The 15,805-nt window shown below is 69.2% G+C and carries 16 protein-coding genes, 1 other RNA gene, 1 pseudogene and 1 riboswitch; of the genes and pseudogenes, 13 read left to right on the top strand and 5 right to left on the bottom strand.

Features of this window, described 5'->3' with window-relative positions:
- Positions 1-13 precede the first annotated feature (13 nt).
- From glyA to JI752_RS05430, 10 genes are all read left to right on the top strand, one after another.
- The gene (gene glyA, locus JI752_RS05475; RefSeq protein WP_216960306.1) at positions 14-1,267 is read left to right on the top strand and encodes a serine hydroxymethyltransferase; all 1,254 of its coding nucleotides are present in this window, start codon (positions 14-16) and stop codon (positions 1,265-1,267) included.
- A gap of 99 nt (positions 1,268-1,366) precedes the next feature.
- Positions 1,367-1,888: a transcriptional regulator NrdR gene (gene nrdR, locus JI752_RS05470; protein ID WP_216960303.1), complete on the top strand. Its 522-nt coding sequence runs from the start codon at positions 1,367-1,369 to the stop codon at positions 1,886-1,888.
- On the top strand, positions 1,888-2,982 hold the full coding sequence (gene ribD / locus JI752_RS05465) for a bifunctional diaminohydroxyphosphoribosylaminopyrimidine deaminase/5-amino-6-(5-phosphoribosylamino)uracil reductase RibD (RefSeq protein WP_216960300.1): 1,095 nt from the start codon (positions 1,888-1,890) through the stop codon (positions 2,980-2,982). The genes nrdR and ribD overlap by 1 nt, the downstream gene beginning before the upstream one ends.
- Positions 2,983-3,005: 23 nt before the next feature.
- Positions 3,006-3,767 carry a class I SAM-dependent methyltransferase gene (locus JI752_RS05460; protein WP_216960297.1) on the top strand — a complete coding sequence of 254 codons (762 nt, stop codon included), beginning with the start codon at positions 3,006-3,008 and terminating at the stop codon, positions 3,765-3,767.
- 142 nt (positions 3,768-3,909) lie between these two features.
- A riboswitch (FMN riboswitch) is annotated at positions 3,910-4,102 on the top strand.
- 173 nt (positions 4,103-4,275) lie between these two features.
- On the top strand, positions 4,276-4,881 hold the full coding sequence (locus JI752_RS05455; RefSeq protein ID WP_216960294.1) for a riboflavin synthase: 606 nt from the start codon (positions 4,276-4,278) through the stop codon (positions 4,879-4,881).
- Positions 4,882-4,893: 12 nt separating this feature from the next.
- The gene (gene ribB / locus JI752_RS05450) at positions 4,894-6,006 is read left to right on the top strand and encodes a 3,4-dihydroxy-2-butanone-4-phosphate synthase (protein WP_216960291.1); all 1,113 of its coding nucleotides are present in this window, start codon (positions 4,894-4,896) and stop codon (positions 6,004-6,006) included.
- An 84-nt stretch (positions 6,007-6,090) separates the two neighbouring features.
- A complete protein-coding gene (gene ribH / locus JI752_RS05445; protein WP_216960288.1) occupies positions 6,091-6,558 on the top strand; it encodes a 6,7-dimethyl-8-ribityllumazine synthase in 468 nt (155 codons plus the stop codon).
- On the top strand, positions 6,555-7,016 hold the full coding sequence (nusB, locus tag JI752_RS05440; RefSeq protein ID WP_216960285.1) for a transcription antitermination factor NusB: 462 nt from the start codon (positions 6,555-6,557) through the stop codon (positions 7,014-7,016). The genes ribH and nusB overlap by 4 nt, the downstream gene beginning before the upstream one ends.
- Before the next feature lie 86 nt (positions 7,017-7,102).
- Complete coding sequence (gene thiL / locus JI752_RS05435) at positions 7,103-8,062, top strand: thiamine-phosphate kinase (RefSeq protein ID WP_342317247.1); 960 nt, start codon at positions 7,103-7,105, stop codon at positions 8,060-8,062.
- 114 nt (positions 8,063-8,176) lie between these two features.
- Complete coding sequence (locus tag JI752_RS05430; RefSeq protein WP_216960279.1) at positions 8,177-8,362, top strand: hypothetical protein; 186 nt, start codon at positions 8,177-8,179, stop codon at positions 8,360-8,362.
- A gap of 7 nt (positions 8,363-8,369) precedes the next feature.
- Here the strand turns inward: JI752_RS05430 and JI752_RS05425 are convergent, their stop codons facing one another.
- The 5 genes and pseudogenes from JI752_RS05425 to JI752_RS05405 all read right to left on the bottom strand — a co-directional run.
- On the bottom strand, positions 8,370-9,752 hold the full coding sequence (locus tag JI752_RS05425; RefSeq protein ID WP_216960274.1) for an FAD-linked oxidase C-terminal domain-containing protein: 1,383 nt from the start codon (positions 9,750-9,752) through the stop codon (positions 8,370-8,372).
- On the bottom strand, positions 9,749-10,282 hold the full coding sequence (locus tag JI752_RS05420; protein ID WP_216960271.1) for a metal-dependent hydrolase: 534 nt from the start codon (positions 10,280-10,282) through the stop codon (positions 9,749-9,751). The genes JI752_RS05425 and JI752_RS05420 overlap by 4 nt, the downstream gene beginning before the upstream one ends.
- 1 nt (position 10,283) lies before the next feature.
- Positions 10,284-11,288 (bottom strand): DUF4349 domain-containing protein, encoded by a 1,005-nt coding sequence (locus JI752_RS05415; RefSeq protein WP_216960268.1) that lies wholly within the window; start codon positions 11,286-11,288, stop codon positions 10,284-10,286.
- Positions 11,289-11,377: 89 nt separating this feature from the next.
- Positions 11,378-11,758 (bottom strand): YraN family protein, encoded by a 381-nt coding sequence (locus JI752_RS05410; RefSeq protein WP_216960265.1) that lies wholly within the window; start codon positions 11,756-11,758, stop codon positions 11,378-11,380.
- Positions 11,742-12,998, bottom strand: a pseudogene (locus JI752_RS05405) (penicillin-binding protein activator); the annotation flags it as partial. The gene JI752_RS05410 and the pseudogene JI752_RS05405, both read right to left, overlap by 17 nt.
- Positions 12,999-13,206: 208 nt before the next feature.
- Between JI752_RS05405 and rsmI the strand changes: the two are divergent.
- From rsmI to mraZ, 3 genes are all read left to right on the top strand, one after another.
- Positions 13,207-14,058: a 16S rRNA (cytidine(1402)-2'-O)-methyltransferase gene (gene rsmI / locus JI752_RS05400; protein ID WP_216960258.1), complete on the top strand. Its 852-nt coding sequence runs from the start codon at positions 13,207-13,209 to the stop codon at positions 14,056-14,058.
- A gap of 298 nt (positions 14,059-14,356) precedes the next feature.
- Positions 14,357-14,711, top strand: an RNA gene (gene rnpB, locus JI752_RS05395) — RNase P RNA component class A.
- Between the two features lie 647 nt (positions 14,712-15,358).
- Positions 15,359-15,805 (top strand): division/cell wall cluster transcriptional repressor MraZ, encoded by a 447-nt coding sequence (gene mraZ / locus JI752_RS05390; RefSeq protein WP_216960254.1) that lies wholly within the window; start codon positions 15,359-15,361, stop codon positions 15,803-15,805.

The following is a 15,805-nucleotide window of genomic DNA, read 5'->3' as shown; positions in this document are numbered from 1 at the left end:
CCGAGGTTCGCGAATGTTCCCCAGCTCCGCCCGCATCGCCGGTTACGACGATGAACTCGCCCAGGCCATCGCCAACGAGGCGCGCCGCCAGGAGGACCACGTCGAGCTGATCGCCTCGGAAAACTACGCCTCCCCGCGCGTCATGGAGGCCCAGGGCAGCGTGCTGACCAACAAGTACGCCGAAGGCTACCCCGGCAAGCGCTACTACGGCGGTTGCGAGTACGTGGACGTGGCCGAGCAGCTGGCCATCGACCGCCTCAAGCAGCTGTTCGGCGCCGACTACGCCAACGTGCAGCCGCATTCGGGCTCGCAGGCCAACCAGGCCGTGTACTTCGCCCTGTTGAACCCGGGCGACACCATCCTGGGCATGTCGCTGGCCCACGGCGGCCACCTGACCCACGGCGCCAAGGTCAACGCCTCGGGCAAGCTGTTCAACGCCGTGCAGTACGGCGTCAACGACCAGGGCCTGATCGATTACGACGAAGTCGAACGCCTGGCCGTCGAACACAAGCCGAAGATGGTCGTCGCCGGTTTCTCGGCGTATTCGCAGCAGATCGACTGGGCACGCTTCCGCGCCATCGCCGACAAGGTCGGTGCGTACCTCTTCGTCGACATGGCGCACGTCGCCGGCCTCGTCGCCGCGGGCGTGTACCCCAACCCGCTGCCGCACGCGCACGTGGTCACCTCGACCACGCACAAGACGCTGCGCGGCCCGCGCGGCGGCATCATCGTCGCCAAGGGCGCCGGCGAGGAAATCGAGAAGAAGCTGCAGTCGATCGTCTTCCCGGGCATCCAGGGCGGTCCGCTGATGCACGTCATCGCCGCCAAGGCGGTCGCCTTCAAGGAAGCGCTGGAGCCGGAATTCACCACCTACCAGCAGCAGGTCGTGAAGAACGCGCAGGCGATGGCGAAGGTCATCATCGAGCGCGGCTACAAGATCGTCTCCGGCGGCACGCAGAACCACCTGATGCTGATCGACATGATCGGCAAGGGCGTGACGGGCAAGGACGCGGAAGCCGCGCTCGGCAAGGCGCACATCACCGTCAACAAGAACGCCGTGCCGAACGACCCGCAGAAGCCGTTCGTCACGTCCGGCCTGCGCATCGGCACGCCCGCCGTCACCACGCGCGGTTACCTGGAAGCGGACTGCGTCGAACTGGCGAACTGGATCTGCGACGTGCTCGACGCGCCCAAGGACGAAACCGTCATCGCCGCCGTGCGCGAGAAGGTGACGGCACAGTGCAAGAAGTTCCCGGTCTACGGCTGAGTAGCGGGATTCGGGATGACGGGATTCGGGATTCGTAATCGACGCCACCGGCTTTCGCCCTTCCGAATCACGAATCCCTAATCACGAATCCCGGTCCTCATGCACTGTCCCTTCTGCCAGCACAACGACACCCGCGTGATCGATTCGCGTGTGTCCGACGACGGCGCGACGATCCGCCGCCGTCGCGTGTGCGAAGCCTGCGGCGAGCGGTTTTCCACGCTGGAAACCATCGAGCTCAAGCTGCCGCTGATCATCAAGAGCGACGGTCGCCGCGAGGCGTTCGAAACGCGCAAGCTGCGCGCCAGCTTCGACCGCGCGCTGCAGAAGCGGCCCGTGTCGGAGGAGCAGATCGAAGCCTCCGTGCGCGCCGTCGTGCATCACCTGCGCATGACGGCCGAACGCGAACTGCCTTCGCGCCGCGTCGGCGATTTCGTCATGACCGAGCTGCGCAAGCTCGACCACGTCGCCTATGTGCGCTTCGCTTCCGTCTACCGAGCGTTCCAGGACGTGGCCGATTTCCGCGAGGAACTGGACCGGCTGGAAAGCGACAACGCCGGCGAAGGGCAGCTGCCGCTGCTCGACGAAGATGCCGAGCCGTCCCCACGCAAGGGCAAACGCTGATGGCCTTCACCGCAACCGATCACGCGATGATGGCCCGCGCGCTGCGCCTGGCCGAGCGCGGCGCGTACACGACCAAGCCCAACCCGATGGTCGGCTGCGTGATCGCGCACGGCGAGGAGGTCGTCGGCGAAGGCTGGCACCAGCGCACCGGCGAACCGCACGCGGAAGTGTTCGCGCTGCGCGAGGCGGGCGAACGCGCGAAGGGTGCGACGGCTTACGTCACGCTCGAACCCTGCGCGCACACCGGCCGCACCGGCCCGTGTGCCGATGCGCTCATCGCCGCCGGCGTTTCGCACGTGATCGCGGCGATGCGCGACCCGTTCCCGCAGGTCGACGGTGCCGGCTTCGAGAAGCTGCGCGCGGCCGGCATCGCGGTGGAATCGGGTCTGATGGAAACGCAGGCGCGCGCGATCAACCGCGGCTTCCTCTCGCGCATGCAGCGCGGTCGGCCGTGGCTGCGCGTGAAGCTGGCGACCAGCCTGGACGGACGCAGCGCGCTCGCCAGCGGCGAATCGAAGTGGATCAGCGGCGAAGCCTCGCGCCTGGACGTGCAGCACTGGCGCGCGCGCAGCGGCGCGATCGTCACCGGCGCCGGCACCGTGCTCGCCGACGATCCCGCGCTCACCGTGCGCTTCCCCGACGACACGCCCTTCGTGCCGCCGCTGCGCGTGGTGCTTGATCCGGGCTTGGCCACCGTCGCACGCGGTCGCGTACGCGAGGGCGATGCGCCCACGCTCTATCTGCACGCGCCCGATGCGAAAGCGCCGCGCGGTTTCCAGGCCGATCATGCGGCCGTGCCGGTGCACGAAGGCCGGTTCGACCTCGACGCCGTGCTGCGACTGCTGGCCGAACGCGGTGTCAACGAAATCCAGCTCGAAGCCGGCGCGACGCTGGCGGGCGCGTTCCTGGGCGCCGGCCTCGTCGACGAAGTCCTGCTGTACGTCGCGCCGGTGTTGCTGGGCGAGCGCGCGCGGCCGATGTTCGACGGCCTGGCGATCGACACGATGGCGCAGAAGGTGAAGATGTCGATCGTCGAATCGCGCTACCTCGGACAGGACATCCGCCTGCTGATGAGGCCCGATCCGCAAACCTGAGTCCATGCACTCGAGTAGCCGCCATGACCGGCGCGGATTTCAAAGACCACTTCTCCGGCATCGCCGATGCGTATGCGCAGGCGCGACCGGAATACCCCGACGCGCTGTTCGATGCGATCGCCGACGTCGTGCCGCGCACGGCGCGCGTGTGGGAGCCCGGTTGCGGCAGCGGCCAGGCCACGCGCGGGCTCGCGGCGCGCTTCGCCCACGTGCATGCGACCGAGCCGAGTGCGAAGCAGCTCGCGCAGCATTGGGCGCAGCCGGGCACGAACAAGGTGAGCCTCGCGGTCGAACCCGGTGAGCGCACGACACTGCCCGACGCGAGCGTGCAATTGGTGGCGGTCGCACAGGCGCTGCACTGGTTCGACCGGCCGACGTTCTTCGCGCAGTGCGAACGCGTACTCTCGCCCGGTGGCGTGTTGGCGGCATGGGGCTATGGCGATTTCATCGCGCCCGAGGGCATGGTCGAGGCCGTGGCGGCGTTCCGCTCCCGCATCGAACCGTACTGGCCGCCGGAGCGGGCGCAGGTGGATGCGCATTACGCCGGCTACGAGTGGCCGTTCCCGGCACTGCCGGCGCCTTCGCTCTGGCTGGAGATGGAATGGCGACTGCCGCAGTTCCTGCGTTACCTGTCCAGCATGTCCGCCGTGGCCCGCTGCGCGGCTGACACCGGCGAAGACCCCGTCGCGCGGCACGCGCCCGCACTGGCGGCAGCCTGGGGGGATGCGGACGAGGCGCGGACGATCCAGTGGCCGCTGTTCCTGCATTTGCGGCGGAAGGCCTAGGGCGGACCGCTTCGCCCAGTCCGCATGAACGGGCAGGGCTTCGGCGGCCTTTCCGCACCATCGCCGGAACACACCATCCGCCGGGCCCGCGCTGGACCGGGTGCTAGAATTCGCGGGCCGGTTCGCCGGCAAAAACAACTCGTAACGTCTTCAGGGCGGGGTGGAACTCCCCACCGGCGGTAGGCACGGTTCGTCCGTGCGAGCCCGCGAGCGCTTCGACATTGATGCAAGACTCAATGCGCGAAGGTCAGCAGATCCGGTCCAATGCCGGAGCCGACGGTCGGAAATCGCGGGCGACCGTGGGCTCCGGAAAGTCCGGATGAAAGAAGACAGCCGCACACGGCCCCGTGCCGTGCGCCTGCCTCATGCCTTGAGGCGTTTTTCGCTCATTTCTTGATCGGGAAACGTTTCATATGCAGCTCCTACCGCAATCGCCGGCGCATCCGCGTGCCGGAACCTCGCCAGTAGCCTTCGTCTCCCTTTCGCGCCTGAAGCGGGGAGGGCGCTGATGTTCACCGGCATCATCGAAGGCGTCGGCCGGCTGGCCGCCACCGAGCATCGCGGCGGCGATGTCCGCCTGAGCGTCGAAGTCGGCACGCTCCCATTCGACGCCGTGCAACTGGGCGAGAGCATCGCCGTCAACGGCGTATGCCTGACCGTCATCGAATTCGACGCGCGCGGCTTCGCCGCCGATGCATCGAATGAAACGCTCGCGCTCACCACGCTGGGCGCGCTCTCGGTCGGCGACGCGGTGAACCTGGAGCGCGCGATGCGTCCGACCGATCGCCTCGGCGGTCACCTGGTCAGCGGGCACGTCGATGGCGTGGGCCGCGTGGAGCGCATCGAACCCGACGCGCGCGCGCAGCGCTGGCGCTTCACCGCGCCGGCGCCGCTGCTGCGCTATATCGCCAAGAAGGGCTCGATCTGCGTCGACGGCGTCAGCCTCACCGTGAACGAAGCGGACGACACCGGCTTCGAAGTCGCGCTGATCCCGCACACCGTCGCGCACACGCGCTTCGCGCACACGAACGTGGGCGATGCAGTGAACCTGGAGATCGACCTCGTCGCGCGCTATGTCGAACGGCTGCTGGCCGATCGCGCCGTCAACGCATAAGGGAACGCACGCATGCCTTTCAGCCCGATTCCCGAATTGCTCGAAGAGATCCGCAACGGTCGCATGGTCGTCATCGTCGACGACGAGGACCGCGAGAACGAAGGCGACCTGATCATGGCCGCCGAACTCGTGCGCCCGCAGGACATCAACTTCATGGTCACGCACGCGCGCGGCCTGGTGTGCCTGTCGCTCACGCGCGAACGTTGCCGTCAGCTCGGCCTGCCGCCGATGGTGCGCGACAACACTTCGCCGCACCACACCAACTTCACCGTCAGCATCGAGGCGGCCGAAGGCGTGACCACCGGCATCAGCGCCTACGATCGCGCGCACACCGTGCGCACGGCCGTGCGGCCCGACGCGGCGGCGAGCGACCTGTCGCAGCCCGGCCACATCTTCCCGCTGCAGGCGCAGCCGGGCGGGGTGCTCAACCGCGCCGGCCATACCGAGGCGGCGAGCGACCTGGCGCTGCTCGCCGGCCTGGAGCCGGCCGGCGTGCTGGTGGAGATCCTCAACCCCGACGGCAGCATGGCGCGCCGGCCGGAGCTGGAGGCCTTCGCCGCCGAGCACGGATTGAAGATCGGTTCGATCGAAGAGCTAATCCGCTACCGCCTGAACACCGAGCACACGGTCGAGCGCGTCGACGCGCGCCCGATCGAGACCGAGCACGGCCCGTTCGAACTGGTCACCTACCGCGATCGCCTGAGCCACGCGCTGCACTTCGCCCTGCGCCGCGGCGAGCCCGATCCCGCGACGCCGACGCTGGTGCGCGTGCATGTGCAGAACCCGCTGGCGGACGCGCTGCATTGGCGCCGGCCGGACTTCGGCCCCGCCGTGGGCGACGTGCTGCGGACCATCGCCGCCGAAGGCCGTGGCGCGCTGGTGCTGCTGGCCGACCATGCCGACGCCGACAGCCTGCTGGCCCGCATCCGCGCGCCCCAGCACGCCGACGAGGCCCCGTCCGCCCGTGCCCACGCACTGGCCGAATGGCGGCGCAACGGCGCCGGCGGCCAGATCCTGGCCGACCTGGGCCTGGGCCGGCTGCGCGTGCTGGGCACGCCGCGCAAGCAGATTGGCCTGGCCGGCTTCGGGCTGGAAGTGGTCGAGTACGTCGAATTGCCGCACTGAACCCCGGCGTCCCCGACCCTCCCCTCTAAACAGGGGAGGGAGCCGCGACGGGTTAGAATTCCCGCCCTTCACGAAGAACACCCCATGACCCACTACGAAGGCGACCTGCGCAGCCCCGAAGGCGCGCGTTTCGCGATCATCGCCAGCCGCTGGAACCCGCGCATCACCGATACGCTGGTCGCGGGCGCGCGCAAGACCTTTGCCGACAACGGCGTGGCCGAAAGCGCGGTCGACGTCATCCGCGTGCCCGGCGCCTGGGAAATCCCGGTGGTCGCCACGCGCCTGGCCAAGGCCGGCAAGCACGCCGCTGTGGTCGCGCTGGGTTGCGTCGTGCGCGGCGACACGCGCCATTACGAACAGGTGGCCGACGGTTGTTCGGACGGCCTGATGCGTGTGCAACTGGATTACGGGCTGCCCGTCGCCAACGGCGTGCTCGCCGTGGAGCGTCACGAGGACGCCGAGGCCCGCGCCGGCGGCACGCACGGCAACAAGGGCGAAGAGGCGGCGCTGGCCGCATTGGAAATGAGTCACCTGCTGGGGCAACTGCCATGAACCGTCGTCGTCCGGATGGAATCGATCCCGTTGCCCGTTCGCGTGCGCGTCGCCGCGCGCTGCAGGCCGTCTACGCGTGGCAGATGTCGGGCGCCACCGCGCGCGACGTGATTGCGCAGTTCGCACACGAACAGGCCAAGGAGCCTGCGGACCTGGAATACTTCGAGGACCTCGTGCGCGGCGTCGACCAGCATGTCTCCGAACTGGACGAGGCGCTCAAGCCCTTCCTCGACCGCGATATCGACCAGGTCGACGCGATCGAGCGCGCGGTGTTGCGCATCGCCGCCTACGAGCTGCGCCTGCGTCCGGACGTGCCGTACCGCGTGGTGATCAACGAGGCCATCGAAACGGCCAAGCGCTTCGGCGCCGAGCACGGTCACACCTACGTCAACGGCGTACTCGACCACGCCGCCGCCGAGTGGCGCGCAACGGAAGTGAAGGCGCCCAAGGCGCGCTGAGAACATCGCGGCGCACGGACGATTCCTCACGCCGCGACTGTGCCGCTGTCACGCGCCGCGGCGCGATGGAGACGATCGTGGCTGAAGTGCATCGCATCGCGCCCGAGTTCGATCTGATCGATCGCATCCGCCGCCGCGTTCCCCGTCGCGACGACGTGGAACTGGGCATCGGCGACGACGCCGCGCTGCTGCGCGTGCCGCCCGGCCGGCTCCTCGTGGTCGCGGCCGACACGCTCAATGCCGGCGTGCATTTTCCCGACGATACCGCGCCGGCCGACATCGGCTGGAAGTCGCTGGCGGTGAACCTGTCCGACCTGGCCGCGATGGGCGCGGAGGCGGCGTGGTGCACGTTGTCGCTGTCATTGCCCGACGGCGATGAACGCTGGGTGGAGGCCTTCCTCGACGGTTTCCTCGGCCTGGCCGATCTCCACCGCGTCGCGCTGGTCGGCGGCGATACGACGCGCGGTCCGTTGTCGATCAGCGTCACCGTGCATGGCTTCGCCGCGCCGGGCCGCGTACTGCGACGCGATGCGGCCCGTGTGGGCGATGATGTCTGGATCAGCGGCACGCCGGGCGACGCCGCCGGCGCGCTTGCGCAGTGGCGCGACGGCGGCACACGCGATGCCTGGCTGCGTGCGCGGCTGGATCGCCCGACGCCGCGCCTTTCACTGGGGCGCAGCCTGGTCGATGTGGCGCATGCGTGCATCGACGTGTCCGACGGCCTGCTCGCCGATCTGGCGCATGTGTGCCGTGCCAGCGGCGTGGGCGCGCAGATCGACCTGGAGCGCCTGCCCGCATCCGACGCCCTGCGCGCAAGGTTCGACGGCGAGACGCGCCGCGCGCTCCAGGCGAGCGGCGGCGATGACTACGAGCTGTGCTTCACCGCATCGCCCGACCTTCGCGACGAGGTCGAACGTGCCGCACGCGAGGCCGGCACGCCGGTGGCGCGCATCGGCCGCATCGAGGAGGGCGACGCGGTGCGCGCCCTGCTTGCCGACGGCAGCCAGTGGCAGCCGGCCCGGGCCGGCTTCGTGCATTTCACCTGAGCCCGGAGGGAGCGCGCCAGCGTCACGGCCCCGGCGTAAGATCGAACGCGCCGATGCATCGCGCGAACACCGAGGCGACCCGCTGCGCCGGCACCAACCCGAAGGAGGATTCGCGTGGAGACGAGGCTGCTGCTCGGCTTGTTGTTCTTCATCGTGCCCACCGTGCTGCTTGCGGTGGGGTTCTGGGTCCAGCGCCGTCGCGGCAGGATGGCCAACAACTGGGGCGCGGTGGTGATGGTGATCCTGTGCTGGGTGGTCGGGATGATGCTGGTGATGCGCAAGCTCGACCAGTTCCTCTAGACCCGCGTCAATCCGGCAGCAGCTTGCCCGGGTTGAGGATCCCGTCCGGATCGAACGCCGCCTTCACCGCGCGCATCATCGCCAGCGTGGGTGCGTCGATCGCCTGCGGCATGAACTCGCGCTTGGCCAGCCCGATGCCGTGTTCGCCCGACAGCGTGCCGCCCAGCGACAAGGTCAGTGCGAACACGCGTGCCATCGCCGCATGCGCACGCGCGGTTTGCGCATCGTCCTCGGGGTGATAAAGCAGGTTGACGTGCAGGTTGCCGTTGCCGGCATGGCCGAAGCAGACGATGGGCAGGTCGAATTCGCGCGACAGCGCCTGCACGCCGTCGACCAGCTGCGGGATGCGCGACACCGGCACCACCACGTCCTCGTTGATCTTGCCCGGCGCGAGCGTGCGCAGCGATGGCGACAGCGCCTTGCGCGCGGCCCACAGCTTCTCGCGCGCGAACTCGTCGGCGGCATCGTCGAGCGACACCAGCCCGTCGCCGTCGGCGGCGCGCATCAACGCCTCCATGTCGTGCGGCAATGTCTGGGCATCGCCGTCGGCTTCGATCATCAGCAAAGCACCGGCATCGGGCGGAAGGTCCGCGCCGCCGACGTCGCGCGCCAGGCGAACGGCATCGCAGTCCATGAATTCCAGCATCGACGGCGTGACCGGCTGCGCCATCAATCGCGCGACGGCCTGCGCGGCGGATGACACGTCACGGTAGATCGCGCGCAGCGCGCGGCGTGCTTTCGGGGCGGGCGTGAGGCGCAGGCTGGCTTCGACGATCAACGCCAGCGTGCCCTCGCTGCCGACCAGCAGGCGTTGCAGGTCGTAGCCGGTCGCGCCCTTGGTCGTGGCGGTGCCGCAGTGGATGAGCTCGCCCGTGCCGGTAACGGCCGTCAGCGCGAGCACGTTGTCGCGCGTGGCGCCGTACTTCACCGCGCGCGGGCCGCCCGCGTTGCAGGCGAGGTTGCCGCCGATGCTGCTGTAGCCGGCGCTGGTCGGGTCCGGCGGCCAGAACAGGCCGTGCGGTTTCAGCGCCGCCTGCAGGTCGCCGTTGAGCACGCCCGGCTCGACCACCGCGCAGCGATCGCCGGGGCGGATGTCGAGGATGCGGTTCATGCGTTCGAACGACACCACCACGCCGCCCGCGACCGGCACCGCCGCGCCGGTGGTGTTGGTGCCGCGCCCGCGCGCGATCACCGGCACGCGCGCCGCGCGGCAGGCGCGCACCAGCGCGACGACCTGTTCGGTCGTCGTCGGCAGCGCGACGGCGTCGGGCAACGCCTGCCGACGCGAATTGTCATACGCATACGTGAGACGTTCGCTGGCGTCCGTGCGCCAGCCGTCGCCGAGCAGCGATTGCAGTTCGGACGTCAGTGCGTGCGGCAGAGAACTCATGGACGCGAGGATACTGCCCGGCGCAGTGCAAGGATCGTCATCGCGAGGAACGCGCAGGGCAGCCACACCCAGCGGATTTCCGAAGCGATGACCGCAAGCCCGCGTGCGCTGAAGAATCCCGCGCCGATCGGCGACACCGCGATCGGGCGCCACGGTGCGAACAGGCGCGCATCCGACCAGGGCCACCACAGCGCGACGCCGAGCCCGCCGTTGGTCAGCGCGTCCAGGAGCGGATGCGACAACGCACAGGCGAAACACCACAGTGCCGCCTTCCATGGTGCGCTGCGTAGCGCGCCGTGGAAGCAGGCCGCGAGCAGGCCCAGTGTCACCGCGAACACCAGCGAATGGCTGGCGCCGCGATGTCCAAAGTCGTCCGCATAGGCGATGCCCAGCTTGAACGCGACGACGTCCGCGTCCGGCAGCACCGCGGCGACCGCGCCGGCGAGCAGCAAGCGTCGATCGATGGCGCGCGGGCCCAGTGCAATCCCGATCGCCAGCGGCACCACGGCATGGGTGAAGACGGTCGGCATGTCAGGGCTTGCGCCTGCGCCAGCGCAGCACGACGAACGCCGCCGCCAGCATGGCCAGCCACAGCGGCCACAACAGCGCGAGCGCTATGGACACGTCCAGCGCGCCGCGCCAGCCCGCCTGCAGCGCATGACCCAGTCGCGCGAAGAAGCCCGGGCCATCGCGACGCACGACCTCTTCGACGTCGATGCGTTCGGCGCGGCTCACCTGAGGTGCCTGGTACAGCGTCAGGTCGATCGTGGCGAAAGCGATGCGGTCTTCCAGCGTCGCCCGTGCGATCGTCGCTTCATCGCGCTGCGTCTGGGCATCGGCGCGCGCGTTGATCGCGTCGATCTTTTCGCCGGTCTTGCCGCGCTCGGCGGCGACGTCGCCGAGCGAACGCTGCGCGTCCTGGTGGCGCGCATACGCCAGGCGCTGGCGCAGCAGTTCGAACTGCGCATCGACCGCCTCGAAGTTGCGGTTGTCGAGGAACTCCACATGCTGCGCGAGCGCGCGCAGGAACGTTTGCGTGTGCTCGCTGGGCACGCGGACCTGCAGCTGTCCGCGCACGGTGTACGTGGACAGCTCGACCAGCTTGCCGTCGCCGCTGGGGCGCGTCTGCCGTTCGAACACGTGGGTCTGGATGCGGTTGCTGGCGACGAAGCCGCCCTGCTGGGCCACCAGATCCTCGATCGCAAGCGCAGAGCGGGAGACATCGCCCACGCGGAATTCGGCCGAGGCGGTGCGGATGAAGCGCCGTTCGCCCGAGGGCTGCGTCGCCACAGCCGATTCCAGCTGCGTCTGCATATCGGCCGGTGCGGAGGCGGGCTGCGCCGGAGCCGACGCGGCGGGGGGCGCGCTCTCGTCCATCGCGGCATCGGCCGCGCTTGCAGCGGGGGCCGCGCTCGCGGCGGGGGCCTCCATCGCGGCGTCGGCCGCACTCTCGGCATCGGCCGCGTGGTCCTGCCTGGAGCACCCGCCCAACACCAACGCGCAGGCCAGCAGGCCCGCATGGAGCTTGATACGCATCGATCGGTTCCCTCTCGTCATGGCGTCATGGCCAACGGATGCCCGCGATAGTCGGGGTTGCCCATCGTCACGCGCAATACGAACTGCCCTCAGACGTCGTCGGCGCGGAAGGCGTCCTTCAGCCAGTTCAGGCGAGGGGAGGCGGGATCGCCGTCGGCTTCGACCACGTCGAAGCGGCACGGCGCGTTCGCGTGCTTTGGATGCTGTGCGAGGAAGGCGTGGGCGGCCTGCACGATCCTGCGGCGCTTGTGCCCGTCGATCGAAGCCGCGCCGCCGCCGAAGCGTGCGTCGCGCCGGTAGCGCACTTCCACGAACACCAGTGTGGCGCCGTCGAGCATCACCAGGTCGAGTTCGCCGAAACGGTAGCTCGCGTTCGCGGCGACATCGCGCAGTCCCGCGCGAGCCAGGTACGCACGCGCGGCGGCTTCCACCGCCGCGCCGCGGGCGCGGCGATCAGCGGCGGGACGCATCCGCCAGCGGCGTGGCGATGCCGGCGGTGAAGGTCGACCAGGCCGGCGTGCGCTGCACGTTGCCGAAGCCGTCCAGGCGCAGCGTGCCGGTCGCGCCGTCGATGTGGCCGTCGGCGGTGGTCGCCAGTCGTTGCAGGTAGGCGGTGATCTGCCAGGCGTCGAAGCCGAACGCGAACAGGCGCGCGGCCGGACCCTTGGTGCTGTTGAGCTGCGCGGCGGCGATCGCCGCCGGCGGCAGGCCCGGCACGCCGCGCGTGGTCCAGATTTCGGTCGGGAAGGCGATGCCGTCCAGAGCGCGGTCTTCCTCGGCCTTGCCGGTGCCCGAGAGCAGCTGCGAGGTCGCCACGCGCGGTTTGCCGGCCAGGCCGGCGAGGGCGAGGCGGGGCATCAGCAGGCGCGCGCTGCTGCCCTTCACCGCCAGGAACACGGCGTCCACGCCGCCTTCCTTCTGCGCGTAGGGCACGAAATCGGACGTGCCCTCGCCGACGACATCGGTCACCGTCGCGCCGCGCGCAACCAGGCGTTCGCGCAGGCTGGCGACGGCGCGTTGCTGCGTGTCGTCGGCGGCGGCGATCACCAGCACGCGCTTGGCGTTGAGGCCCAGCAGGTATTCGGCGGCGGCGATGCCCTCGTCGTCCGGCGAGAGCGAGAAGCTGGCGTTGCCGGCCGGCGGCGCGGCATCGCCGCGGTTGAGCGCGAGCACCGGCACCTGCAGCGGGCCCCTGGAGAACAGCGCGTTGACCTCGTCGCGGCCCAGCGGCCCGACCACGAAATCGTTGCCTTCCAGCGCCGCACGGTCGTACGCGGCGAGCGCGCCGCCGGCCGTGTCGGCGGTGTCGTAGAAGCTCACGTCCGGGCGGCGACGCGGTTCGCCGTAGTAGCCGGCGAGGAAACCATCGCGCACCGGCGCAGCGGCGACGGCGAGATTGCCCGACATCGGCAGCAGCACGGCCACCTTCACCGGCGGGCGGTAACCGTCGCCCTCGGCCGCCGGACGATTGGCGGCGTCGAAGTTCCAGCCGGTGCGGTCGAACGGCCGCGGCAGCGGCAGGCCGCGGCGCAGCAGCGCCTGGCCGGCGTGGTTGTAGAGCGGGTCGCCGGCGGCGAGCGACGCGGCCTCGCGGGCGAGGGTGGCGTTGTCGAGCGTGGACAGCAGGCGCTCGATCTCGCGCTCATTGGCGCTGCGCGCCGCACCGGTGAGCGCGGCGCCGTTGCGGGCGAGCTCGCCGGCCTGGGCGATGGCCGGATTGCGGCTCTGCTGCGAGCTGGACGTGCCGGTGGTGGAAACCGTGGCGCAACCGCCCAGCAGCGCGGCACTGATGGCCGCCGCGAACATCCACTTCATTGCCCAACGGTTGGAAGCCTGGATCATCGGCATGCGCGCGCCGCTACACGGCGTTCTTGAGGGAACCGGTTAGGATTCTACCCGGCCCCACCGCAGACGCACGATGCACACGTCCCAACCAGGCGCCTCGAAGGCCCCCGGCACCCTCCACGTCGTCGCCACGCCCATCGGCAACCTTGGCGATCTCTCCGCGCGCGCGCTGGAAACCCTGAAGACTGTCGACGCCATCTGCGCCGAGGACACGCGCCATACGCGCCAGCTGCTCTCGCACTTCGGTCTGGAACGACCGCTGATCGCGCTGCACGAACACAACGAGGAAGCGCAGGCCGTGCACCTGGTCGCGCGCCTGCAAGCGGGCGAATCATTCGCGCTGGTCTCGGACGCGGGCACGCCGCTGGTAAGCGACCCCGGCTTCCGCCTGGTGCGCGCCGCGCGCGCCGCCAACCTGCGGGTCTCGCCCGTGCCGGGCGCGTGCGCCGCGATCGCCGCGCTGAGCGTGGCGGGGATTCCCAGCGACCGTTTCGTATTCGAAGGCTTCCTCCCGGCGAAGGCGTCCGCGCGCCGCGAACGCCTCTCGCGGCTCACCGGCGAGGTGCGCACGCTGATCTTCTACGAATCCGCGCACCGCATCGAAGAGTCGCTGGAAGACCTGTCCGCCGCATTCGGCGAATCGCGGCGCGGCGTAATCGCACGCGAACTGACCAAGCTGTTCGAAACCGTGCTCGATGCCACGCTGGGCGAACTGCGCTCGCGTGTCGCCGCCGATCCGAACCAGCGCAAGGGGGAGTTCGTGGTGATCGTCGAAGGCGCGGGCGAGGACGCCGACGCCGCCATCGCCGAGGGTCGCCGGCTGTACGCCAAGCTCACCGAGCATCTGAAGCCGTCGCAGGCGGCGAAGCTGGCGGCCGAGCTGAGCGGCGCGCCGCGCAAGGCCTTGTACCACTCCGACGAGTGATGCCTCCCGCGTTGCGGCGAGGGTGATAGGCCGGACAGTTGGATTCCCGCCTTCGCGGGAATGACGGCTTTTTGGGGTGGCATCGCCGCGGAACACGGGCTCGGGCATGGCGCCACAGCCCATTTGGTCGAAGGCAACCCCCTCGAAGCCAGCCCTCCGTAGTCGAAGCCAGAGCCCCCTTTAGTAGAGGGGGCGCGGCGGCAGCCGCGGGGAATTGGAGTGGCGGCGCGGGGCCCGAAGTTTGCGCAGCAAACTTCGGGAGGTGAATTCAGCTGCGAAGCAGTAGAATTCGCCTCGCGGAGTCGGCCTAGGCAGTCGCGTCATCCGAAAGGATGCCGAGGAAAGTCCGGGCTCCACAGGGCACGGTGCCAGGTAACGCCTGGGCGGCGCGAGCCGACGGAAAGTGCAACAGAGAGCAGACCGCCGAACGGCGTCGCAAGACGTGCGTGGTAAGGGTGAAACGGTGCGGTAAGAGCGCACCGCGAGTCCGGCAACGGACCGGCACGGCAAACCCCACCGGGAGCAAGACCAAATAGGGAGGCAATGCCGCGGCCCGCGGTGTCTCCGGGTAGGTTGCTTGAGCGTAGCGGTGACGCTGCGCCTAGAGGAATGACTGTCCACGACAGAACCCGGCTTACAGGCCGGCTCCGCGCCTGTTCTTCCCAGGCTGGCCTGGGAAGAACCCCAAAGTTTCGCGTAGCGAAACTTCGGGCCCCGAGGCATCGCCTCCAATTCCCCGCGGCTGCCGCCGCGCCCCCTTTACCAAAGGGGGCTGGCGTCTTTCGTCAGGGTGATCGGTGGGTTAGGTCCGGGTGATCCAGGCTGGCCTGGGAAGAACCCCAAAGTTTCGCGTAGCGAAACTTCGGGCCCCGAGGCATCGCCACCAATTACCCGCCGCTGCCGCGGCGCCCCCTTTGCTAAAGGGGGCTGGCTCGTTCGTCAGGGTGGCTGGCGTGTTAGGCCTCGGTGATCGATCGAAGGATTCCGATCGTTTTCGCAAATGGAAGGCCGGTGCTGCGGCGCAGCATCGGCCTTTCGGCATTAGGCCGGGCTTTGCCAATGTCCTGCGACAAGGTGGTCAAGTCTCAAAATTTGAGACTAAACAATGGGTAGTGGATAAGTCTTGAACAAACCTGTGAAGTTCTTCGCAAGTCATTGACGAGACAGGTGAATTTGCTCCCTAAAACTTGTTGACAACCCTGTGGGGCGTGCCTAAGGTGGGCATCTGAGGGAAAACCGGGTTTTTTGTGGTTTTCCAGGATCAAGTCGCCCGCCTAGAGGCGGCCCCAACAGGTGCTCAATGTTCCAGGGTGAGACCGCCATCACGATTGACGACAAGGGCCGGCTGGCGGTGCCCACCGTCTACCGTGACGTCGTCGCGCGTGAATGCGCCGGTCGCCTGGTCATCACCTACAACCCCTTCGAGTCCGGCTCGCTGTACCTGTACCCGCAGGCTGCGTGGGAGCGGCTGCGCGACCAGGTCAATGCGCTGCCCAAGGCGAAGGCGGTCAACCGGAGCATGCAGCTCAAGCTCGTCGGCGCGGCGGCGTTCGTCGAGCTCGACGGCAACGGGCGCATCAGCATCCCGGCCAGCCACCGCGCCGCGGTCGGCATCGAGAAGAAGGCCGTGCTGCTGGGCATGGGCGACAAGTTCGAACTGTGGAGCGAGCAGGCGCACCACGCGCAGATCCGTCAGACGGTCTCTGACGACGATCTGAGCGCGGAGCTGCTCGACCTTCAGCTGTGA

Source organism: Lysobacter sp. MMG2 (assembly GCF_016735495.2).
GTDB lineage: Bacteria > Pseudomonadota > Gammaproteobacteria > Xanthomonadales > Xanthomonadaceae > Lysobacter_J.
Note: the sequence above shows the minus strand (reverse complement) of the source record. Positions and strands in the feature narration are given on the sequence as shown.

Coding starts and splice junctions, on each gene's coding strand:
- JI752_RS05460 (WP_216960297.1), top strand. CDS start 3,006: ATGACCGGCGCGGATTTCAAAGACCACTTCTCCGGCATCGCCGATGCG.
- nrdR (WP_216960303.1), top strand. CDS start 1,367: ATGCACTGTCCCTTCTGCCAGCACAACGACACCCGCGTGATCGATTCG.
- JI752_RS05455 (WP_216960294.1), top strand. CDS start 4,276: ATGTTCACCGGCATCATCGAAGGCGTCGGCCGGCTGGCCGCCACCGAG.
- ribB (WP_216960291.1), top strand. CDS start 4,894: ATGCCTTTCAGCCCGATTCCCGAATTGCTCGAAGAGATCCGCAACGGT.
- JI752_RS05420 (WP_216960271.1), bottom strand. CDS start 10,282: ATGCCGACCGTCTTCACCCATGCCGTGGTGCCGCTGGCGATCGGGATT.
- nusB (WP_216960285.1), top strand. CDS start 6,555: ATGAACCGTCGTCGTCCGGATGGAATCGATCCCGTTGCCCGTTCGCGT.
- JI752_RS05425 (WP_216960274.1), bottom strand. CDS start 9,752: ATGAGTTCTCTGCCGCACGCACTGACGTCCGAACTGCAATCGCTGCTC.
- glyA (WP_216960306.1), top strand. CDS start 14: ATGTTCCCCAGCTCCGCCCGCATCGCCGGTTACGACGATGAACTCGCC.
- rsmI (WP_216960258.1), top strand. CDS start 13,207: ATGCACACGTCCCAACCAGGCGCCTCGAAGGCCCCCGGCACCCTCCAC.
- JI752_RS05415 (WP_216960268.1), bottom strand. CDS start 11,288: ATGCGTATCAAGCTCCATGCGGGCCTGCTGGCCTGCGCGTTGGTGTTG.
- JI752_RS05410 (WP_216960265.1), bottom strand. CDS start 11,758: ATGCGTCCCGCCGCTGATCGCCGCGCCCGCGGCGCGGCGGTGGAAGCC.
- mraZ (WP_216960254.1), top strand. CDS start 15,359: ATGTTCCAGGGTGAGACCGCCATCACGATTGACGACAAGGGCCGGCTG.
- ribH (WP_216960288.1), top strand. CDS start 6,091: ATGACCCACTACGAAGGCGACCTGCGCAGCCCCGAAGGCGCGCGTTTC.
- ribD (WP_216960300.1), top strand. CDS start 1,888: ATGGCCTTCACCGCAACCGATCACGCGATGATGGCCCGCGCGCTGCGC.